Origin of the sequence: Nocardia jejuensis NBRC 103114 (assembly GCF_001613145.1) — a bacterium.
Taxonomy (GTDB): Bacteria; Actinomycetota; Actinomycetes; order Mycobacteriales; family Mycobacteriaceae; genus Nocardia; species Nocardia jejuensis.
Genome location: NZ_BDBU01000002.1, coordinates 169,877 through 190,638 on the forward strand (window position 1 = coordinate 169,877; position 20,762 = coordinate 190,638).

The 20,762-nt window shown below is 67.6% G+C and carries 16 protein-coding genes and 1 tRNA gene; 7 read left to right on the plus strand and 10 right to left on the minus strand.

Translation table 11 applies throughout. The features are described from left to right. Positions 1–20: 20 nt before the first annotated feature. Both NJ1_RS01235 and NJ1_RS01240 read right to left on the minus strand, forming a co-directional pair. The gene (locus tag NJ1_RS01235) at positions 21–839 is read right to left on the minus strand and encodes an SDR family oxidoreductase (protein ID WP_067686106.1); all 819 of its coding nucleotides are present in this window, start codon (positions 837–839) and stop codon (positions 21–23) included. A gap of 91 nt (positions 840–930) precedes the next feature. Beyond that, positions 931–1,248 (minus strand): hypothetical protein, encoded by a 318-nt coding sequence (locus tag NJ1_RS01240; RefSeq protein WP_067686108.1) that lies wholly within the window; start codon positions 1,246–1,248, stop codon positions 931–933. A gap of 158 nt (positions 1,249–1,406) precedes the next feature. Here NJ1_RS01240 and NJ1_RS01245 point away from each other — a divergent pair, with 158 nt between their 5' ends. After that, positions 1,407–3,692, plus strand: coding sequence for an ATP-binding cassette domain-containing protein (locus NJ1_RS01245; RefSeq protein WP_067686109.1), 2,286 nt, complete (start codon positions 1,407–1,409; stop codon positions 3,690–3,692). A gap of 11 nt (positions 3,693–3,703) precedes the next feature. Here NJ1_RS01245 and NJ1_RS01250 read toward each other — a convergent pair whose 3' ends face one another. Then, on the minus strand, positions 3,704–4,525 hold the full coding sequence (locus NJ1_RS01250; RefSeq protein ID WP_067686110.1) for a tetratricopeptide repeat protein: 822 nt from the start codon (positions 4,523–4,525) through the stop codon (positions 3,704–3,706). Between the two features lie 251 nt (positions 4,526–4,776). Between NJ1_RS01250 and mihF the strand changes: the two genes are divergently transcribed. After that, a complete protein-coding gene (mihF, locus tag NJ1_RS01255; protein ID WP_067686112.1) occupies positions 4,777–5,091 on the plus strand; it encodes an integration host factor, actinobacterial type in 315 nt (104 codons plus the stop codon). Positions 5,092–5,237: 146 nt separating this feature from the next. Then, positions 5,238–5,320 (plus strand) — tRNA-Leu (locus tag NJ1_RS01260). 101 nt (positions 5,321–5,421) lie between these two features. Here NJ1_RS01260 and NJ1_RS01265 read toward each other — a convergent pair. Next, positions 5,422–6,348, minus strand: a complete 927-nt coding sequence (locus tag NJ1_RS01265; RefSeq protein ID WP_067686114.1) for a DUF808 domain-containing protein — start codon at positions 6,346–6,348, stop codon at positions 5,422–5,424. A gap of 256 nt (positions 6,349–6,604) precedes the next feature. Here NJ1_RS01265 and NJ1_RS01270 point away from each other — a divergent pair, with 256 nt between their 5' ends. Continuing rightward, entirely contained in the window at positions 6,605–7,231 is a 627-nt protein-coding gene (locus NJ1_RS01270) for a hypothetical protein (protein WP_157573679.1), read from the plus strand. Between the two features lie 22 nt (positions 7,232–7,253). Here NJ1_RS01270 and NJ1_RS01275 read toward each other — a convergent pair whose 3' ends face one another. Further along, on the minus strand, positions 7,254–7,928 hold the full coding sequence (locus NJ1_RS01275) for a hypothetical protein (RefSeq protein ID WP_067686119.1): 675 nt from the start codon (positions 7,926–7,928) through the stop codon (positions 7,254–7,256). Positions 7,929–8,288: 360 nt separating this feature from the next. On the opposite strand from NJ1_RS01275, the gene NJ1_RS01280 reads away from it, so the two are divergent. Beyond that, positions 8,289–9,662, plus strand: a complete 1,374-nt coding sequence (locus tag NJ1_RS01280; RefSeq protein ID WP_067686121.1) for a cutinase family protein — start codon at positions 8,289–8,291, stop codon at positions 9,660–9,662. Positions 9,663–9,684: 22 nt separating this feature from the next. Here the strand turns inward: NJ1_RS01280 and NJ1_RS01285 are convergent, their stop codons facing one another. After that, positions 9,685–10,365, minus strand: coding sequence for a DUF2625 family protein (locus NJ1_RS01285; protein ID WP_067686123.1), 681 nt, complete (start codon positions 10,363–10,365; stop codon positions 9,685–9,687). 394 nt (positions 10,366–10,759) lie between these two features. Here NJ1_RS01285 and NJ1_RS01290 point away from each other — a divergent pair, with 394 nt between their 5' ends. After that, positions 10,760–12,001 carry a glycosyltransferase 87 family protein gene (locus NJ1_RS01290; RefSeq protein ID WP_169813065.1) on the plus strand — a complete coding sequence of 414 codons (1,242 nt, stop codon included), beginning with the start codon at positions 10,760–10,762 and terminating at the stop codon, positions 11,999–12,001. Positions 12,002–12,019: 18 nt separating this feature from the next. Here the strand turns inward: NJ1_RS01290 and NJ1_RS01295 are convergent, their stop codons facing one another. The 3 genes from NJ1_RS01295 to thrS all read right to left on the minus strand — a co-directional run bounded on the left by NJ1_RS01295 (position 12,020) and on the right by thrS (position 15,511). Beyond that, positions 12,020–12,985 (minus strand): DUF1152 domain-containing protein, encoded by a 966-nt coding sequence (locus NJ1_RS01295; RefSeq protein WP_218025100.1) that lies wholly within the window; start codon positions 12,983–12,985, stop codon positions 12,020–12,022. Positions 12,986–13,118: 133 nt separating this feature from the next. Continuing rightward, complete coding sequence (locus tag NJ1_RS01300; protein ID WP_067686127.1) at positions 13,119–14,081, minus strand: NADP-dependent oxidoreductase; 963 nt, start codon at positions 14,079–14,081, stop codon at positions 13,119–13,121. 173 nt (positions 14,082–14,254) lie between these two features. After that, positions 14,255–15,511, minus strand: a complete 1,257-nt coding sequence (gene thrS / locus NJ1_RS01305; protein ID WP_339380934.1) for a threonine--tRNA ligase — start codon at positions 15,509–15,511, stop codon at positions 14,255–14,257. Positions 15,512–15,865: 354 nt separating this feature from the next. Between thrS and NJ1_RS01310 the strand changes: the two genes are divergently transcribed. Next, complete coding sequence (locus tag NJ1_RS01310) at positions 15,866–16,843, plus strand: serine hydrolase domain-containing protein (RefSeq protein ID WP_339380941.1); 978 nt, start codon at positions 15,866–15,868, stop codon at positions 16,841–16,843. 7 nt (positions 16,844–16,850) lie between these two features. Here the strand turns inward: NJ1_RS01310 and NJ1_RS01315 are convergent, their stop codons facing one another. Beyond that, a complete protein-coding gene (locus NJ1_RS01315; protein ID WP_067686132.1) occupies positions 16,851–20,738 on the minus strand; it encodes a WD40 repeat domain-containing protein in 3,888 nt (1,295 codons plus the stop codon). Between the last annotated feature and the right edge of the window lie 24 nt (positions 20,739–20,762).

The window sequence follows — 20,762 nt, forward strand, 5'->3', positions numbered from 1 at the left end:
ATCCTAGAGGGCCCGAGCCCTCACTTGCCTTGTGCGGCAGCGGCGACCGGCTGCCATTTGCGCCACAGTTCCAGGCGCGATTCGTAATCCTTGGTCGCGATGGCCAGTGGAATCTCGCCGAGGAACATGCGCAGCGGCGGCTCGTCCGCATCGACCACGGCCAGGATCGCGGTGCCGGTCGCGGTCGGATCACCGGAGGGCATCGCCGAACGCTGCGCGGCCCGCGCGTCCCGCAGCGGCTGGTACGCCGGATTCGGGGTGGCGTGCTTGGCCGACGGGCCGGACCAGTCGGTGCCGAAACCGCCCGGCTCGATGAGGGTCACGTGGATGCCGAACGACGAGACCTCGGCGGCGAGTGCCTGCGAGAAACCCTCGAGCGCCCACTTCGAGGCGTGGTACGCGCTCAGATTCATGAACGCGGAGATGCCGCCGATGCTGGAGACCTGGATGATGTGCCCGCTGCCCTGCTCGCGCAGGATCGGGAGCGCGGCCTGGGTGACCCACATCGCGCCGAAGACGTTGGTCTCGAACTGATTCCGGAGTTCTTCCTCGCTCAGTTCCTCGGCCATGCCGAACTGTCCGTAGCCGGCATTGTTGACCACGACATCGAGCCGTCCGAACCGCTCGGCCGCCTGCTCGACGGCGGCGAAGTCCTGTGCGCGGTCGGTCACGTCCAGCTGGATGGGCACGAAGGTGTCGGGGTATTTGGTGACGAGGTCGTCCACGGTGCTCAGGTCGCGCGCGGTGCCCGCGACGCTGTCGCCCCGCTCGAGCGCGGCGAGCGCCCATTCTCGGCCGAATCCTCGTGAGACGCCGGTGATGAACCATGTTTTGCTCATCCCACGACGGTAGTCACCTGGAGTGCACTCCAAGCAACCTCGAGTGTCGGCCGGAATCGGCGGCGGTCGCTACTTCTCGAGGCGGCGGTCGCTACTTCTTGAGGAAGATGCCCGCGATATCCGCGTTCTTGATCGGGGTGTCGCCATTGGCCTGCACCTGGCACAGCCCCTGTACGGCCGCCATGCTCAGATCCACCTGCGTGCCCGGCGGGGTGGCGTCATTGCCGGACTGCTGCTGGATGAACTTGGTGATGGTCATGCGCTGATCGTCGGCGTTCTGCGTGAGGTACTCGCTGCACTTGGTGTCGCCACCCTTGTTGAGGGCCTTGGCGACCTCGGTGCAGCCGGACAGCAGGGTCACGGCGAACACGGCCGCGGCCATGCCTGCCGTCAAACGCATGGTCTTCATGGGTGTGGTCCTCGTTTTCTGCTCGGTGAACGCCCGTCACTGTAGATCGGCGGCCCTGTTCGGCCATCGGGGTCACACCCTGAAATCCCACGTTTTCACTGTGATTCGCATCACAAACGTACGCGCATTTCGGGGGTGTGGGATGGCATCGTGGGCGCATGTCCTTTGCCTCCGCCGACGCGATCCGGGTACTCGGCGCCCGCGAGCACAATCTGCGCAACGTCTCCCTCGACATTCCCAAGAACAAGATCACCGTTTTCACCGGGGTATCCGGCTCCGGCAAGTCCTCCATCGTGTTCGACACCATCGCCATCGAATCGCAGCGGCAGCTGTACGCGACATTTCCGGCCTTCGTCCTGAACTTCCTGCCTCGCTACGAACGCCCGCACGCCGAGGCCATCGAGAACCTGACCGCGCCGGTGATCATCGATCAGAAGGCCGTCGGCGGGGGACCGCGCTCGACGGTCGGCACCATGACCGACATCTACGCGCTCATCCGAGCCCTTTTCGCGCGCTTCGGATCACCCTCGACCGGGCTGGTCCACGACTACTCTTTCAACACCCCGCAGGGCATGTGCCCCGACTGCGACGGGCTCGGCATGGTGGTCACCGCCGACCCCGAAAAGCTTGTGGACCGGACGAAGTCGCTCAACGAGGGCGCAATCCTGTTGCCCGGGTACGGCGTCGGCAGCGGCGACTGGCAGTTGTACGGCAACTCGGGGCGATTCGACCTGGACAAGAAGCTCGCCGACTACACCGATGCGGAAAGGCACGACCTGCTGCACGGCAGCGGCGGCAAAGTGGACCTGACTTTCAACAAGGGCACCTGGAAGGCCGATTACGAGGGATTGGCCGACAAGTTCACGCGGTCACGGGTCAAGCGCGATACCTCCGGGCTCTCGGAGAAGACGCGCGAACAGATCTCCAAGTTCCTCACCGATGGCGTCTGCCCCGGGTGTCATGGTGCGCGGCTGAACTCGAAGGCGCTCGCCACCGAGATCGACGGGCGCACCATCGCCGAGTGGACGGCTCTGCAGATCACCGATCTGCTCGAGGTGCTCGGCACGGTCACCGATCCGGCCGCCTACGGGCTGATCGAGGCCACACGGGTGGCGCTCGGGCGGGTCGCGGACATCGGGCTCGGGTACCTGAGCCTGGATCGGCCGACCTCGACACTCTCGGGCGGTGAGGGGCAGCGCCTGAAGATGATCAAACATCTGGGCAGCACGCTGGTCGGGATGACCTACATCTTCGACGAGCCCAGCGTGGGGCTGCACCCGCGCGATGTCGGCCGGCTGAACCGGATGCTGGAGGCGTTGCGGGACAAGGGCAATACCGTGCTTGTCGTCGAACACGATCCGGATGTCATCCAGATCGCCGATCACATCGTGGATGTCGGACCGCGCGCGGGCGTGCACGGCGGTGAGATCGTATTCGAAGGCACCTTCGAGGAACTGCGCGCCGCGGACACCCTCACCGGACGGGGGCTGCGGCGCACCTTCGCCGTGAAGGAGAACTTCCGGAGGCCGACGGGGGAGTTGACGGTCGTCGGCGCCACCGCGCACAACCTGAAGAACGTGACCGCCACGATCCCGACCGGCGTTCTCACCGCCATCACCGGCGTCGCGGGGTCGGGGAAGAGTTCACTGATCCGGGACGAGTTCATGCGCCGGTATCCGGAGTCGGTGTTCGTGGATCAGTCCGCGATCGCGGCGTCTTCGCGGTCCACGCCCGCCACCTATCTGGGGCTGATGGATCCCATCCGGAAGCTGTTCGCCAAGGCGACCGGTCAGGCCGCGGGTTTGTTCAGCTTCAATTCCGACGGCGCGTGCAAGGAGTGCGGTGGGCGCGGTGTGATCATCACCGAGGTCGCGTACATGGATCCGGTCACTACGCACTGCGAATCCTGTGACGGGCGGCGGTTTTCCGAGGACGTGCTCGCACTCACCCTGCGCGGCAAGTCGATTGCGGACGTGCTGGAACTGTCGGCGGAGGACGCGGTCGGCTTCTTCACCGAGAAGGCGCTGAATGCCAAGTTGCACACCATGAATGAAGTGGGCCTGAATTACCTGAGCCTCGGTCAGGCCATGAGCACGCTGTCCGGCGGTGAACGTCAGCGCATCAAACTCGCGACGCAGCTGCAGAACACCGGGACCGTGTACGTGCTGGACGAACCGACCACCGGTCTGCACATGTCGGACGTCGATACGCTGCTCGGTCTCATGGATGGACTGGTGGAACGGGGCAATACGGTCATCGTCATCGAACACAATCTCGACGTGGTGGCGCACGCGGATTGGGTGATCGATCTGGGTCCGGACGGCGGCAAGAACGGTGGCGAGATCACCTGCACGGGGACGCCCGCCGAGTTGCTCGAGCATCCCGAGTCGCTGACCGGGGAGTATCTGCGCCGGTACCGGAGCGGGGCGCCCGCGCCCGCCTAGGCGGAGCGGGCTCAGGTCTCCGCGAGCGCCGCCCGCCAAATTCTGGCCTCGGTGGATCTGCCGAGACGCTCCAGCACCGTCGCCAGACCGGACATGGCCCGGGTGTCTCCGGCCTCGGCGGCGGTGCGCCACCAGTACTCCGCTTCGGCGAGATCGCGCTGACGGAAACGGACGACGCCCAGGTCGTAGGCCGCACCGAGATGGCCGGAAGTGGCTGCCTGCGACCACAATTGGCACGCCTGCTCCTCCTCGCCGCGTCCGTGCATGGCCACTCCGAGCTCGTACAGGGCCTCGCGGTATCGGGCGGATTCGGCGGGCGGTTCGGGCCGGCGAGGTGTTGCGGCGGTGGCCACCTCGACCACGAGTTCGCTGAAGTCCGGCGGGCCGACACCGGTGCTGCAGTGCAGCACATGGTGCCCCTGTTCGCGGGTGATGAGCATGCCGTAATTGCCGGACCACGAGACGGTGCGGCCGGTCTCGTCCACCCAGACGGGAGTGAGGGCGATGGCCGCGTCGGCATTGGTCGGGCACACCTGCAGATCGATGCCGTCGGACATCGCGTCACTCCACACGTCGACTCCGCGCAACTGCCGGCCCGCGAGCAGAACGTGCCCGCCGTCGACGGACAACCCGATTCCGAGACTTCGCACGCCGATTCGTGGTGCGCAGGAGCGCAGGGCGAGCGACACGGTCGTGGGGGAGGTTCCGACGACCTGCGAGTGCATCGGATAGACCTTCGCCCCGTTCCAGGTCACGGGGTCGCGGCTGTCGTATCGGTCCGCCAGGGGTAGATCGGAGATTGCCCGCTCAGCGTACTGATACGTCCCCTGCATGTGCCCAGCCCTCCACCGGTGCGCGAGTGATGTTCGGGCTCACCGTAGTGCCTTCGACAGCCGTCCAACAGGGGATTGGGCAGGTGTATTTTTCGGCAAACTCCTGGTCAGATGACCTGCGTCCGGAGAGCTGATTCGCCGGTCAATCGACGTGTCGACCCGGTCCACGCGGTGTGTCGTACCAACGCGCGGCCTGGTGTCATGTGTAATCGACGCCGACGTACCAGCGAACGAGTGAAAGGTAAGGACATATGGCTCTGCCCACAATGACCCCCGAACAACGCTCCGAGGCGCTGGCCAAGGCCGCCGCGGTTCGTAAGGCGCGCTCTGAGCTGATCGCGCAGGTCAAGAAGGGTTCGGTCAGCCTGGCCGAAGTGCTGAAGCGCGCGGACAAGGAAGACCTTGTCAAGAAGACGAAGGTTGCGGCCGTGATCAAGGCGCTGCCGGGCATCGGCCCCGTGAAGGCGGCGAAGCTGATGGATGAGGCGGAGATCCCCGCCGACCGCCGTATCGGCGGCCTGGGTTCGCGGCAGCGTGCCGCACTGCTCGAGGCTCTGACAGCCTGATTTTCGGGGGTGGCCTGCCGGGTCGGAATTCGGCCCGGCGGCGACCGTCGGTAGTTGCCTGAATCGGCTCCCCGTGGTGAATAACCGCACCTCGAGAGCCGATTTGGTCCAGGCGACGACATCCGATAACCTTGCTGAGCACACCGGTCGGGGTGGCGGAATGGCAGACGCGCTAGCTTGAGGTGCTAGTGTCCTTAGGGACGTGGGGGTTCAAGTCCCCCTCTCGACACAAAGAAGAGCCCTCCTTCGGGAGGGCTCTTTCTTCGTCTGTGCGGTGGGTCGAATATCGTTGCCGTGCGCGGCAATTCCCGCATGCGATGGGCTTGCGGGTCAGTGCTTCTTGCCGAAGGGCAGGGCCTGCACGATCAGGACCACGACGGTGCCGACGACGAATCCGATGATCGCGGACACGGTGGTGTTGGCGAGCCAGGCCAACAGGCCGCCGACGCCCTGCACGGCGTCGCGGATGGATTCCTCGGCGTGGTGCACCCATCCGTAGGGGGTGTGCCAGCCGAGAGTGTCGGTGCCGGTGAGCAGGATGTGGCCGCCGACCCAGAGCATGGCGACGGTGCCGACGGTGGACAGCACCGACAGGAGCTTGGGCATGCCCGCGACCAGTCCGCGGCCGATGCGCTGTGCGAACTGCGAAGAGCGTTGGGCCAGAGCGAGACCCGCGTCGTCCATCTTCACGATGACGCCGACGACGCCGTACACGGCGGCGGTGATGACCAGGGCGACGATGATGAGAATGATCAGCCGCGGGACGAACGACTGGCTCGCCACCTCGTTGAGGGCGATCACCATGATTTCGGCCGAGAGGATGAAATCGGTGCGAATGGCGCTCGCGGTCATCGACTTCTCGTCGGCGGGCGCGCCGGACTCGGATCCGTGGCTCTCGTGATGCAGGAATCGGGCCAGGACCTTTTCCGCGCCTTCGAAACACAGATAGGTGGCGCCGATCATCAGGATCGGGGTCAGTGCCCAGGGTGCGAACTGACTCAGAATCAGTGCGGCCGGGAGGATGAACAGCAACTTGTTGCGCAACGACCCGACGGCGATCCGCTTGATCATCGGAATCTCGCGGTCGGCGGTGATGCCCTGCACGTACTGCGGTGTGACGGCGGTGTCGTCGATCACCACGCCGGCGGCTTTGGCGGTCGCCTTGCCCGTCGCGGCGCCGATGTCGTCGAGGGACGCCGCCGCGAGTCGGGCCAGAGCCGCGACATCGTCGAGAAGTCCGAACAGGCCTGCACTCATGCCTGGGAGGTTACCGGCTGGTCGTGGTCCGGTTCGCGCACCGGCCCGACGAGCGAGCGCGGGCGATGCCGGTGTGCCGATCTCGCGACCGACTGTCCGAGGCGACAGCGTGAGGTATTCGGCGAGCGCGCCGGTCGCCGCGGCGGAGTGATTTCATGCGCGATGACCTCGGTCGAATCCTGGCGGAGTCCGGGTTACTGTGCTGCGCAACACCTGCGCCGGAACGGTACGGGTCGTCGGTTTCTCGGGAGATTCCATGGTGTCCGCGGTTCTGTTGCTGCTGAGTGTCGTTCAGCTCGGTTGTGTGGTGCTGTTGCATCCGCGTATCGCGGCCGGGTGGAATATCTGGTTGCTGCGGGTGGTCGGTGTCGGACTTGCTTACGACGCAGCGGTTTTCGGTCTCGGCGCGATGCTCGGCACGGGGCCGCTGTTGCACGGGCTCAGTATCGGCCGGTTCGTCGGCCATGCCGTGCTCACCCCGCTGCTGGTGCTCTGGGCGGCGCCGCTGCTCGCGAACAGGCGCTCGATTCCGTGGTGGGGGTGGGTGCTGTTCGTGGGGTCGATGCTGTGGGGGGTAGCCGAGCTCTCCGGACTGGTCCTGGAGCCGCGCCGGTTCGCCGACACTCTGCGGTATGTGCCGGAAACGGTGTCGGGTCCGCCGTTCGCCACGTTGCTCGTGGTGGTCGTGCTGCTGGTGACAGCGATCGTGCTGTGGCGGCGCGGGAGCGGCCCGTGGCTCACCGCCGGGGTCATCGCGATGATCGTGACCTCGGCGGCGGCGGTGTCCGTGCCTGCGCTGGGCAATGTCGGTGAGGCGGTGCTGATGGTGACGATCGTGGTGTTCGAGCGCCGGGACCGTCACGCCACCACCGAGCGGACGTGACGGCACGAGTACACGGGTGCGATCAGGGCAGTGCCTGGCCGAGCAGCAGCCGCTTCACGTAGGCGTGCGCGGCGAGCGTGCAGTAGTGCTGCCCCTTGAACGCCTCGGGAATGTTCGGCGCGCTCAGCGGGACGAGCAGCGACTTGGACGGCAGATGAACGCGGCCGTCGGAATCCTTTGTCGCGGTAGGGAAGTCGGCGAGCCACTCGGGGCCGCTGCGCGCCTGCGTGTCGGGGTCGATCACGATGTCGTCGAGCTGACGGACCTGCGCCATGCGTTCGGTCGCGGAGAGCATGATCGAGGCCTCCCACACCGTGCGGCGGTTCGCGCTCGCGCAGTCACCCTCGCCGCCGGCGACGTACGGGCCGTAGGCGGCGGTCACGGCGTCGGCCGACTTTCCCTTGCAGCGCACCTGTTTCGCGACGCCGTCCTCGTCGGTGTCGAAACGGGTGGTGGTGAGAGGTTTGACCTGAGGCTTGGACGCGGCGAATGCGGCGGGATCGGTGTAGTCGACATTGTCGATGTTTCCGCCGGCGCGGCGGAAGGATGCCTCGTCGATGCTCGCGGTGAGCATCTGGGTGCGCATGCACAGATCACCGAACTGGGTCGGTTCGGGCGCGCCGGCGTGCGCGGCGGGATGGATTCCGAAGAGGGTGGCCGACAGTGCGACCAGGGCGAACGCGCGGCGTAGCGACATGGGGGAGTACCTCACAGGGGTGGCTCGTGTATCCGGCGCGCGGTACCGGTGTCCCGGATTACCCGCGCCGATGTTTCTTTGTGCGAAACGGTGTTTCGATGTGTAGCTGATCATTAGGCGGGACGCGGGGAGTCCTGTCAAGGGAAGGCCTGTCCTGATTCCGGCCGGATCGGTCATGCGCGACCGTCCACTGAGCGGGACTCGGGCCCGTGAGAGTGCCGCCCGGAATCTGAAATGATTATGTGTCTGAAAACCCTGCGGAAACGGGGGCGAGTGGCGAGAATTAGCCCTGACGACTCGGCGCGATCGAATGGCTCGCTGATCGTCGTGAAACCCTATCGGCAACAGAGGATTTGGACAATGAGCAGGCTCGCGTCATCCGGCGTGGCGGCGTTGGTCGCCGCGGCCGTCACGGTCGGAACCGCCGCGGTCGGCGTCGCGCACGCGGACGCATCCGGTGTTCAGCCCTGCAGTCCGTACACCGCGATTCTCGCGCCGGGCACCTGGGAGACGAACCTCGGCGCGGATCCGCGAGTGCCGGTCGGGATGCTCAGGCCGGTGGGCGACGGTCTGCAGCGTCAATTCGGCCGTGACATCACGGTGCTCTACACCCCTTATGCCGCAAGCGCTTTCGATCAGGGGCTCAGCTACGCACAATCGCTGAGTACGCTCGAGTCCAGGTTGCGTCAGATGGTCCGCGGCCTGTGCGGCTCCACCCGGGTCGTGCTCGCGGGCTACAGCCAGGGGGCGGACGGCATCGGTGATCTGGCCACCGAGATCGGCAACGGCAACGGTCCGATCAGCGCCGATCGGGTGGTCGGCGTCGGGTTGCTCGCCGATCCGCATCGTGACCCGAATACCACACTCTCCCTGGGTAATCCGCAGCCCGGACACGGGATCGCCGGAACCAGGGGGCAGGATTTCGGCGCACTGACCGATCGCGTGCGCACCCTGTGCGCCGACGGCGATCTGTACTGCTCGCTCAACGCCGCCGCATCCCCGTTCCTGTCGGCGCTGGGCCGGGTGATCAGCGGTGACCCCTCGCCGATCGCGGACCTCATCCCGGCCACCACCGAGCCCAGTACGCTACTCGCGCAAGCGGTCACGGTCGGTGCGGGCTGGACGGCCACCGCCGCCAACCTGCCCACCATTCTCGATGGGCTCACCGAACTCCCGGATCTGATCGCGGCCGGTGACATCGCGGGCGCGCACGAGATCGCCGGCAAGCTGAACGTCGCGCTGGCTCCGATCGTCCACGCCGCGGAAGGAGTGGATCTGCCGCTGGTCGCGTCGGTAATTCGCGCCGCGGCCGCCGTGGACCCCTCGGGCTGGACCGCCGCCGCCAGCATCATCGCCGACGCCCTGACTCAGATCGACATCGTGCGGATTGCCGCCACCGTGGGGCAGATGCAGGAAACCCTGTGGGGCGCAGTCGAATCCCTTGCCCGCGACGATGCTCTCACCGCCGCCACCCAGGTGGCCTCGCTGACTCCCGCCACCCTCGAGCTGGCCGGGTCGGTCATCGGCCCCTTCGCGACCGCCGTGCGCGGGGACCTGCGCGCCGCAGCCCGCACCCTGATGAGCATCAGCAACCCCGACTCCATCCAGGATCTGGTGCAACTGGGCCGGCAGGGGGTCGACATGGCCAACTTCTACGCCTCCAACGCCCACATCGACTATGGCGACGATGTCCAGATCCTGCTGAGCTTCCTCGGCTCGCGAGTGGGGTCCTAGCGTTTTCGGCGCCGGGGACTGGTCAGATTTTCATCCGATCGACCATATCGAGGTGCAGGCTGATCAATTCGGTGAGGGGACAGCGGCGTCGGCTGGTCCCGGCGATATCGGCCCGTCCCTCCGCGCTCCACAGCGGCGGGTAGATCGAGAGCCCCTCACCGGGGGACAGCTCCTCGACTTCCTCGGCCCAGCCCGACCACCGGAGCCCGGCGTAGAAGTCGCCCGCGCCGCCTCCGACGGCCCAGGCGATGAATGCGGAATGCCCGGCGCCGATCGGTTCCCAGCGCAGGGTGTCCGCGCCCAGGAAGCAGATCTCGCCGACCTTGCCGGGCAGGCCGCCTCCGTTGACGGCGAACTGACCACCCAGTGCGTCGAAAGCGACTGTCAGAGAGCCTTTTCCGGTGTCCGCGCCACCCGGCTTGCCGATCTCGTTGGCGGCCGCCAGATCCGGCAGCTCGCCGTGCCCGCCGCCGAGGATGCGCAGCCAACCATGATCGACGACCAGCCCGCCGGTAGGTAGTGCCAAGGCTCCGAGCGTCGAATACGCGGTCACCTGAAGTCGATACAGCACCTCGCACGCCCGCTCCATGTCGACCGGCAGCACCTCCACCGGGACAACCGCCGCGGCGAACCTCTCGCACAACGAGGGCCACGCCGGATCCTCGACCTCGATGAGCTCCCGGATCGAGCGAACAGTACTCACAGGTCCTGACCCTTCAGCGTCGAATCGAGTTGACGGACACGCGTCCGATGTGCCGTGCCGGTGCGGGGGTTCAGTCTCGCAGCCGGGACGAGGCGTTCGCGGCTGCGCCACACCGGTCCGGGCCTGAATCTCCGGGCGTGCGGGGGAATCGGTGCGGGCCTCGCCTCGATACCGCCAGGGCCGTGAAACCGGATTCGGAGGGGGCTGGTCGTCGGCGCCGAGTGAGTTGTGCGGCAATGTCGGAGTCGGCCGAGTTTCCGAACCTGTTGTGTACCAAGGGTTACGGTGATCGTAGTTAGCGAATCTATCGAATTGCGTGAGTACGGGGGTATATATGCGGGAACGTGATCGAGATGTATCGGCAGGATGGGCCGGTGTCGCCGTGGTGGCGGGTGTGATCGCACTGATCGTCCAGGTGTGGCTGATTCCCCTGCGCGCCGCACCGCAGTTCGGGCTGCTGGTGAATCAGGGGGATCTGGAGATCTATCGTGGTGGCGCACTGCAGGTTCTGCACGATGCGACGCTCTACAGCGAGCCCATTCCGCCGGGCGGCTGGTTCACCTATCCGCCGTTTGCCGCGCTGTTCTTCGTCCCGCTGGCGGTGATACCGCTCACCGCGGCGAAGGTGGCGGTATTCGTGGTGTCCGGCGTTGCCTTGTGGGCAACCCTCTGGCGAAGCTGTCGTGCATTGGGTTATCGCGGCGGACTCGACCTCGCGGTCGCCTGTGGCGGTCTGGCTCTGGTCGCACTGGATCTGGAATCGGTGCGGGGGACGCTCTGGCAGGATCAGATCAATCTGATTCTCATGGCGGTGATCGTCTGGGATCTCACGCGCCCGCCGACGGCGCGGTTTCGCGGGTGGACGATCGGGCTCGCGGCCGGTGTGAAGCTCACCGCCGTGGTGTTCGTGCCGTACCTCGTTCTCACCCGCCAGTGGCGCGCGGCCGTCTCCGCGACGGTCACCGCTGTGCTGACCGTCGCTGCGGGATGGCTGATCATTCCGGCCGACTCGCGCGACTACTGGTTCGACGCGGTGCACGATGTCGATCGGATCGGGCCGGTGACGCATCCACTCGACCAATCGATCAACGGGGTTCTGGCAAACCTGTGGTCACCCTCCGAACCTCCGGTCGCGGTGTGGCTGCTGCTGGTCGCGGTCGCGGCGGTGCTCGGGTACGCCGCAGCGACCACGGCGCATCGGGCCGGACAGAGCCTGCTCGGCATCGTCATCGTAGGTCTGCTCGGCTGCGCGGTTCCGCCACTCGCATGGAGTCACCACTGGGTCTGGATCGCGCCGCTGCTGATCATTCTGCTGCACAAGACGATTCAAGCTCGCGAACACCGCGGCGCCTGGATCCTGCTGACCTCGGCGGTCTTCGCGGCAGCATCAATGTGGTGCATATCGTGGATCTTCGCCGAGATCACCGACCTCGGTCTGACCTCCGAGCCGGGATACATCCCCGCGATGACAGCCGCGGTCGAGCACATGCCGACCTGGGCTCGGGTCATCGCGTGCGGAGTGCCGCCGCTGATCTATCTCGGCGTAGTCGTCACGACCCTTTCGCTGACACTTCGGGGCGGACATCGCCCGTCCGGAGCTGGCACCGTTTCGAGTCTCGAGAGGCAGCCGCGATAGAAGAGCCGGGCTTTCGGGTCAGTGGGGAATCGGGCTGGAGGGGCGGGGGTGGGGGCGGGAGGTGAGGTGGGCTTCGATTAGCTGGGCTACCTGGTAGGCGTGGTCGGTTACCTCGAGGAGCGGGAGGTATTCGACGGTGCTCGCCAGGGTGGGGAGGTCGACGGCGAGATAGATTGCCATGAGCGGGTTTACGAAGAGTTGGGTGCCGTCGGTGCGGTCGGTGGTGTGGACGTCGCCGAATTCTCCGCGCAGGGCGGAGGCGATCTGGGAGTGGACGATGCTGGGGCGCAGCGGGGTTTCGGCGAGGGAGTGGGCGACGGCGGCGATGTAGGCGTCGGATTCGGGGCTGCCGGGTGGGATGGAAAGCGCTCCGAGGTAGGCGTTTCGGCGTTGCAGGGCGGCGAGGTTCTCGAGTACGTGGGCGTGGCAGACGCCGTGATAGGCGTCGATGCCGAAACCGACCGAGACGACCAGGCGGTCGAGGTCGTCGAGTCCGGCTACGGCCGCGAGGCTGGTCATGTCCTCCTGCGGGGTGCCCAGGCCGGCTTCGTCACCGCGCAGGAGGATGTCCGTGCCGCCGTCGATGAGCACGAGAGCGTCCACGTTCAGGTGGTCGACCAGTGCGCGGTAGGCCGAACGCAGCGGCCGCACACCGGATTTGGGGAATGCGTACACGGTCGGTTCGCGATCGGTGGATGCGAGCCAGCGGGCCAGCGTGCGTTCGGGGAAATAGTCGTCGTTGCCGACGGTCTCGGGACCGATCGCGGCGACTCCCGGAGCCAGCCAGTCGTCGATCGGAGTGCGGCGCAGATCGCTGAACGACAGGTTCGCCAGGTGCACCTTCTTGCCGAGCCCTTCGAGGGCCACGGCGAGGGGCACGCCACCGTATACGTCGAATCCGCCTCCCGCTCCGGCGATCAGCACGCGGGACGCGTGACGCAGGCGGGTGAACAGGGGCGGCTCGGCCAGGCGATACGAACTCACCTCGCCATCATGGCCACATCGGCACATCGGCGCCACGTCTTTCCCGCCGGTGGGTGAGCGGCGGGCATTCGGTAGTCCCGGATGAAGACGACCCCTGGATGGATCGGCATCGACCGGGACTGCGTCCGAACGGTCAGGGCAGCAGGACCAGTTTGCCGGGGGCGTGACCGGCGATTCCCGCTCGATGGGCCGCTGCGGCTTCGGTGAGGGGATAGGTGGTGTCGATCAGGACGCGGAGTTCGCCTTTGCCGGCGCGGGCGGCGAGGTCGGCACGGACGGAATCGCGGAATTCGGCTCCGGCGTCCTGGCCGGGGCCGTTGCCGAGAACCTTGATGCCCGCGGCGGCCCGGCGGGGCGTGCCCGCGATCGAGGCGATGCGCTGGGGGTCGGGGACCAGCGCGAGGGAGGTGTCGAGGGCCTCGTCGGTGCCGACGCAGTCGATCGCGGCGGTGATGCCGTCGGGTGCGGCGGTGCGCACGCGTTCGAGCAATCCGTCGCCGTAGCGCACGGGGGTCGCGCCGAATTCGCGGAGCAGGTCGTGATTGCGTTCGGCGGCGGTGCCGATCACCCTCGCGCCCGACGCGGCGGCCAGTTGTGTGACCAGCAATCCGACTCCACCCGCGGCGCCGTGGACGAGCACCGTGTCGCCGCGGCCGACGCCCGCGGCGTGCAGGGTGTGCGCCGCGGTGAGGCCCGCGAGCATCAACGACCCGGCCTCGGGCCAGTCCAGATCGGCCGGTTTGGGAATCAGGGATGTGGCGGGGGCGGTGACGTAGTCGGCGTAGGCGCCGGCGACCGGGTAGACGATCACTTCTGCGCCGACCTCGATACCGGTGACGTCCGCACCGACCGCCGTGACTACTCCGGCGCACTCGAGGCCGAGCTTCGGGAGCGACTCGGCGAGTCCGGTGGCGTTCTTGTGCTTGTCGGCCACGGCATGGAACTGTCCGCTGTAGAGCTTCCAGTCGATCGGATTGACTCCTGCCGCACGGACTTTCACCACGACGCCGTCGGCGGACGGAGTCGGGACGGGCGTGTCCGCGACCTCCAGGACATCGGGTGTTCCGTAGTCGGTCGGTCGCACGGTTCTGGCCATGGTTGCTCACTCCTGGGGTTGCGGCCCGCCGTGGTCGGCAGGTCGGCTCGTCGTGTCTCCAGTCTCCGGCGCGAGCTGACTTGATGTCCAGTGCATGTTTTGCACATCAAACTTGCGTTGAACGCAATCCGCGCCGGGCTGGAGTGTGCGACCTGCTCGCGGGTCCTGGTCGGTCAATCCGCCCACAGTCGAGTGTCGTTGGCCTCGATCAGCCGTCGAACGTGCGCGAGCACCTCCTCGCTCGCCTGATTCGGCAGGCGTCGGCCATCTCGCAGCCGCACGGCGACCTGCTCGGCGGCTACTTCCGCCTTGCCGAGAACGAACTGGTAGGGCACTAAGCGGTTTTCGCGAATACGCGCTCCGAGACTGCCTGCCTGGACCTCCGCTACCTCGGCTCGCAATCCCGCGTCGAGGCACTGTTCGCGAAGGCGGTGTGCGGCGGGCGCCTCGGAGTCGGAGATCGGCAGGATCACCACCTGAAGCGGCGACATCCACGCGGGAAACGCCCCGCCGTGCTGCTCGAGGAGATGGGCGACCGCGCGCTCGACACTGCCGATTATGCTGCGGTGCACCATGACCGGGCGATGTCTCGCGCCGTCGGCGCCGATGTAGCGCAGATCGAACTGCTCGGGCTGATGGAAGTCGACCTGCACGGTGGACAGGGTCGATTCGCGCCCGGCGTGATCGCTGATCTGGACGTCGATCTTGGGTCCGTAGAAGGCGGCCTCACCCTCGACGGTGTCGTAGGCGAGGCCGGACGAGTCGAGCACCTCCCGCAGTATCCTGCTCGCATCGCTCCACATCTGCGGTGCGGCAACATATTTCCCGCCCGGGCCCGGCAACGACAGCCGATAACGCGCCCCGGTGATCCCCATGGCCCGGTACGCCGAGGCGATGAGCGCGAGCGCGGACGCGGCCTCACCGGCGATCTGGTCGACGGTGCAGAAGATGTGCGCGTCATTGAGGTGAATGCATCGAACCCTGGTCAGCCCGCCCAGCACGCCCGAGAGTTCCGAGCGGTACATCGCGCCGAGTTCCGCCATGCGCAGCGGCAACTCCCGGTAGCTGTGCGAGCGGGCGCGGTACATGAGGGCGTGATGCGGGCACAGGCTCGGCCGCAGCACCACCTGTTCGCCGCCGATATTCATCGGCGGATACATGTCCTCGTCGTAATGTGCCCAGTGGCCGGATATTTCGTACAGTTCGCGCTTGCCCAGCGCCGGTGAATACACGTGCCGGTAGCCCGCGCGACGCTCGACGGCACGGATGTACTCCTCGAGGCTGTGCCGCACGATCGCGCCATCGGGCAGCCAGTACGGCAACCCGGCCCCGATGAGCGGATCGGTATCGAACAGGCCGAGTTCACGGCCGAGCTTTCGATGGTCGTACATGTGGTGGACCTCCTGCGTGAGAAGGGCGGATGACCACACGAGAAAGCCCCGGGCATCCGCCCGGGGCTCGAATCAGAACAGAGTTCAGCGCGCCGGGATGGGATCCGGCGTCGTGGTGACCTGAACGTGCTGCACGCCGAGCACGGTACACCCGCTCGCGCGTGCGGGACAGCGAATTGGGGGCGGGCGTACTCATCGGTGCTGGTGGTGATTGGTGTCCCCGGACGGGAGCGTCGTGCGGCGCAGTGAGATCATCGGCGGGTGAAACGGGCTTGGGTGGGGATTGTGGTGGCTGCGGGTGTGGTGGTGGGGACGGGGAGTCCGGCTCGGGCGGAGTCGGTGGACGTGGCGGCCGAGGTGCTGCGGGGGGTGTTGCAGGAGGGGGTCGGGGTGGTGGGGTATCCGGGGGCGATCGGGTTGGTGCGGAAGGGGGATGAGGTTCGGCGGGTCGGGGTGGGGGTCGGGGAAATCGGGGGTGGGGGTGTGGATACGGGGGCCCGGTTTCGGATCGGGAGTATCACGAAGATGTTCGTGGTGACGGTGTTGCTGCAATTGGTGGGGGAGGGGCGGGTGTCGCTCGAGGATTCGGTGCAGCGGTGGTTGCCGGGGGTGCTCGAGAGGAACGGGTATGCGGGGGAGCGGATTTCGCTGCGGCAGGTGCTGGAGGACAGTTCGGGAGTGCGGGATTATCTGCGCGATCTGGGGTTCTCGGCGATGAACGCGGCGGATATGGATCCCTATCGGGTGTGGAAACCGCGCGAGCTGGTCGATATCGCCACCGCCACACCGCCTTATGCCGCGCCGGGGGCGGAGCTGCACTACTCCAACACCAATTTCGTGCTGGCGGGAATGGTGATCGAGGCTGTGACGGGGCAGAGCGTGGAGTCGGAGGTGCGGCGGCGGATCGTGGAGCCGCTGGGGTTGCGGCACACCGGGTTTCCGCAAGGGCCGGAGATCGGCCGTGAGTGGCTGCACGGGTATTTCCTGGCCCGGGATGTATCGGTGTCGAATCCGACGATGTACTCCTGGGCCGGTGCGATGGTGTCCACCCTCGACGACGTGGCGGAGTTCGCGCGCGCCCAGCAGGACGGACGGTTGCTCGCTCCCGCGCAATTGGCCCAGTTGCGTACGACATTCAAGGACGACGGCGTCGACAGCACGTTCGCGCTCGCGGCCTATCGCTGGGACAGCGAGTGCGGACCCGCATGGTTGAGAACCGGCGCGGTACCGGGCTATTACAGCCTGGTCGTGACGTCCGAATCGGGGGACAGGCAGATCGTGCTCGCCTCCAACGAATACCACCTGATCGAACGCACCTGGGCGACAGAGCGATTCGGTACCGCGGTCGGGCGCATGTTCTGCATGATCTGAGCCGCGCTCAGCACGGGGGGTCGTAGGCCCGATCGGGCAGGTGCGCGTGCCAGACCTCGGGGGTGAGAACGTCCCGGGTCACTCGGCACACCCGCTCGACCGCCTCGGCGGGGTCCAGATCCAGCACCACCAGCTGGCTGCGCAACCCGACGCCCAGAACCAGCCCGCGCGAGGGCACCAGCGTGGCGTACGCATCACCGGTGATGGCCTTCGGACTCACCAGCGAGGGCCCGAGAGGTTTGGGCGCGGAACGATTCTCGACGTCGTAGAGCCGGATGCTCCCGTCGTTGCCGCCGATCACCATGCGGCGGCCGTCCGGGGTGATGTCGACCGTGGTGGTGAGCATGCCGTCCGGGGGAGCGATGGCCGAGAGCTCGGTGAGCCGGTCGTGATCACTGATGTCCCAGAGCTGGATGGCTTTTCGGGTCATCGTGACCAGCGTGCGGTTGTCGCGACCGATCGTGATCGAGTAGATGGGCGCGGCGGGCGGGCTGGGAATGCGGCGGACCTCCCGAGCCCCGGACGGGTCGGTGACCTGCCACAGGGCGGCGACATTCTGGGTGCCGCCGGACGGGAGCCGGTCGCGGCCCAGCGCGAAGATCAGGCTGCCGTCGTTGTTCGTCAGGGCGGCCAGAGCGCCGTCGGTGAACGGCCGGTCGGCCAGCGGAGTGCCCAGCAGGCGGGGATGTTCGGGATCGGAGATATCCCAGTACCGCACCTTTTCCATCTGCCAGGTGGTGTCGTCGTAGGGGCCCGAGAGAGTGGCCATGCGATCGCCGTCCATGAAACCGGCGGCGATGGCGTCGGGGAATTCGTGCAGCACCCGGAAATGATCGGGGTCGGAGATATCGATCAGGTGCACCGGCGGATGGGTGCCGCGCGGCATCGCGATCATCCTCCGGCCGTCCGCGCTGATATCGCCCGCGCCGCCCACCATCGCGCCGAGACGGCGGGGTTCGGTCGGGTTCGACAGGTCCCACAGGCGCAGTTCGCCGTCGTCCCAGCCGGTGACCATGCGCTGCCCGCTCTCGTCCAGGCTCGCGGGAACCAGATCCGAGGTGAGGCCGTTGACGAAACCCGGTGCGGGCGACCATAGCTGGACGATGCCGGTGGCGTCGCCGGTGACCAGATGCCGTCCGTCCGGCGCGAAGGCCAGCGACTGCGATCCGGTCCGGCACGCCCCGGTGGGGTCGGGGCAGGCGGTCGCACCGCTGCGCAGGGCCGATCCGTACGGAACCGGCCGCGCCGGATCGCTCACGTTCCACAGCAGCGCGCCCTCGTCGTCCGCGATCGCGAGGGTGTGCGAGTCGGGACTGAATGCCAACGCCCAGATACCCGATCGGATCGACAGCGGCACGGTCGGGCCCAACGGGCGGGGCGTGGCGTCGGCGATCGACCACAGCCGCACACCGGCCTCGGCGAAGGAGCCGATGTCCACGGTCGCGCCACCGTGTCCGAGAGCGACCGTGGTTCCGTCGGGGCTGAAGGCCACCGCGTCGACCCGATGGGTGGTGTCCTCGACCGGGATGTTCATCGGCGCCGCGGTCGAATCGAGCGACCACACCAGCACCTGCGAGGTGACCGGCGGCTCGGGGGCCGAGCGGTAGTGAGTCGGTTCCGACGCGGTGTTGCTCGCGGTGATCAGGCGATTTCCGGTGGGGGAGAACGCCAGTGAGCGCACGGGGGCATCGGTGCGAAGCAGCGGCCCGCGGTTCGGGGCCGCCGGGGTCGCGACGTTCCAGAGCGTGACCGTGTGGTCCGCGCTGGCCGCCGCGAGCGTGCGCCGATCGGGGCTGAACGCCAGCCGCACCCCACCGGATCCGCTGACGAACGCGGACCCGAGTGGCTCGGGCCGCTCCGGCCGGGCCATGCTCCACAGCCGGACCGACCCGGAAAGCGTTCCCACGGCCAGGATCTCACCGCTCGGCGAGAACGCGACCGAGGTCACCGGCGCGTCCTGCTGCGCCAGCGTCGCCACCGCGCGCGGCTCGCCGGTCATCGACCACAGTCGCACGGTGCGGTCCGCGCCGGCCGAGGCGATCAGCGTGCCGCGCGGATCGACCGCGACATCGGTGATCGAATCCTCGTGTCCGCGAAGGGGCGTGGCCAGCGGCAGGGTCTGGGTGCGCAGCACCCGGGCCTGGATCGCGGGGTCGGCCGGGCGCATTTTGTCCGCGATCAGCACCAGCTGCGCCGCGAGCGAGGGGTTGGTGTCCCCGAGACCGTCTGCGTCGGTGAGGAGTTCGGCGATCAGTTTGTCGGTCTCGCGCTGCTGGGCCAGCCTGTTCTGGAAGTACGCGATCGAGGACACGGCCAGCAGGATGACCACGGCGGCCGCGGCGGCGGCCCGCAGCGATCGGGTGCGGCGCAGGTCTCGGGTGCGGGCCTGGGTTGCGGCGGTGAGGAATTCACCGGCCGTGGCGCTGACCGGTCCGCGTTCGGCGTGCTCACGGGCGATGGCGAGCCGGGGCGCGGGATACAGGCGGGACGGATCACGCTCGGACGCCGCCCACTCCGCGGCGTCCAGGTCCAGGCGCTGGCGTTCGACGTAGCCGATGCGGTCCTCGTCGATCCAGGCGCGCAGGCGCGGCCACGCGTCCAGCACGATCTCGTGGGTCAGGTACGCCGATTCGGTGTCGAGGGTGACGAGCCGACTGCGTGCGAGCACCTCGAGCGCGGCGCCGCCGGCACCGTCGTCGCTGTCCGGCAGGTCGGTGAGCCGGACGATGCGGCGCGTGTCCTTGCTGTCGCGCCCGACATTGACCAGCGCCGAGAGAATCCGATGGGCCGCGGCCTGCTGCGGGATGCTCAGCGCCGTCCACGCGTGCTCGGCGGTGGCGGCGACCGAACCGGAAATGCCCCCGGCCTGGCGGTATCCGGCGACGGTGAGCCGGCGGCCCTCGCGACGCTCCCAGGTCGCGGCCATGACATGCGACAGCAGCGGCAGCAGTCCGGGGTCGTAGCCCTGGTGTTCGGAGCCGTGGTCCATATCGCACAGTTCGCTGATGACCAGTTCCCGCAGCCCGGGCTCGAGACTCAGCCCGGAGATCTCGGCGGGACGGGCGACCGCCCGGCCCAGTTCCTCGCGGGTCATCGCGCCCAGCAGATAGGAGCGATCGCGCAGCGCGGCGAGCAGAACGGGATGGTCCATGCAGCGGGCGTAGAAATCGGCACGGATCGCGAGCACGAGGGTGACCGCCTGCTCGGCGGCGGTGAGCGCGTGCAGCGCGGCCACATAGCTGTTGCGGTCGTGCTCGTCGGTGTGGGCGGTGAAGAGTTCCTCGAACTGGTCGATCACGAGCAGCCGCCGCTCGCCGTCCCAGTGCAGATCCCGCAGCGTCTGCTCCGAGGTGCGGGCGGGCGTGAGCACCTGCACCTCCCACGCGTCGGCGAGGAGGCCGGGAATCAGTCCGGCGTGCAACAGCGACGACTTACCCGCGCCGGACGCGCCGACCAGGGCGATGATTCCGGTTGTCGTGTGGACGAGTTCGCGTAGTTCGGCGGTCGCGGTGTCGCGGCCGGAGAACAGTTCCGCATCCGCCCGGCCGTATCGGGTCAAGCCCGGGTACGGACAGCCCACCGAGACTGCGAGTGTGGGCCGGTCGGTCGTGCACGAGGTCCACAGTCGCTTCCACTGCCGCACGTCCAGGAGTTCGGGCGGACAGGGTTCGGCGGCGGTGCGGGCGGCCTCGATCAGGGTCAGCAGCACCGGATGGAACGACTCCCATTTGGCGGGGACATTGCGTCCCGCGCGCCAGTCGCTGATCCGCTGCATCGACGCGCCCTGCGGTCGGGTGCCGGCCGGGAATCGGGTGCGAGCGTTCTCGGCCAGCCGGGTCAGTTTCGGATTGCCCGCGGCGGCGTACAGCTGTCCGAATCGTTCCGTGAACACCACTCGCGGCGCTGTCGATCCGCGTGT

What these genes read in the sequence shown, in the direction of transcription:
- NJ1_RS01245 (WP_067686109.1), top strand. Translation starts at nt 1,407, where the DNA reads ATGTCCTTTGCCTCCGCCGACGCGATCCGGGTACTCGGCGCCCGCGAG.
- NJ1_RS01235 (WP_067686106.1), bottom strand. Translation starts at nt 839, where the DNA reads ATGAGCAAAACATGGTTCATCACCGGCGTCTCACGAGGATTCGGCCGA.
- NJ1_RS01270 (WP_157573679.1), top strand. Translation starts at nt 6,605, where the DNA reads ATGGTGTCCGCGGTTCTGTTGCTGCTGAGTGTCGTTCAGCTCGGTTGT.
- NJ1_RS01275 (WP_067686119.1), bottom strand. Translation starts at nt 7,928, where the DNA reads ATGTCGCTACGCCGCGCGTTCGCCCTGGTCGCACTGTCGGCCACCCTC.
- NJ1_RS01300 (WP_067686127.1), bottom strand. Translation starts at nt 14,081, where the DNA reads ATGGCCAGAACCGTGCGACCGACCGACTACGGAACACCCGATGTCCTG.
- NJ1_RS01240 (WP_067686108.1), bottom strand. Translation starts at nt 1,248, where the DNA reads ATGAAGACCATGCGTTTGACGGCAGGCATGGCCGCGGCCGTGTTCGCC.
- mihF (WP_067686112.1), top strand. Translation starts at nt 4,777, where the DNA reads ATGGCTCTGCCCACAATGACCCCCGAACAACGCTCCGAGGCGCTGGCC.
- NJ1_RS01280 (WP_067686121.1), top strand. Translation starts at nt 8,289, where the DNA reads ATGAGCAGGCTCGCGTCATCCGGCGTGGCGGCGTTGGTCGCCGCGGCC.
- NJ1_RS01250 (WP_067686110.1), bottom strand. Translation starts at nt 4,525, where the DNA reads ATGCAGGGGACGTATCAGTACGCTGAGCGGGCAATCTCCGATCTACCC.
- NJ1_RS01265 (WP_067686114.1), bottom strand. Translation starts at nt 6,348, where the DNA reads ATGAGTGCAGGCCTGTTCGGACTTCTCGACGATGTCGCGGCTCTGGCC.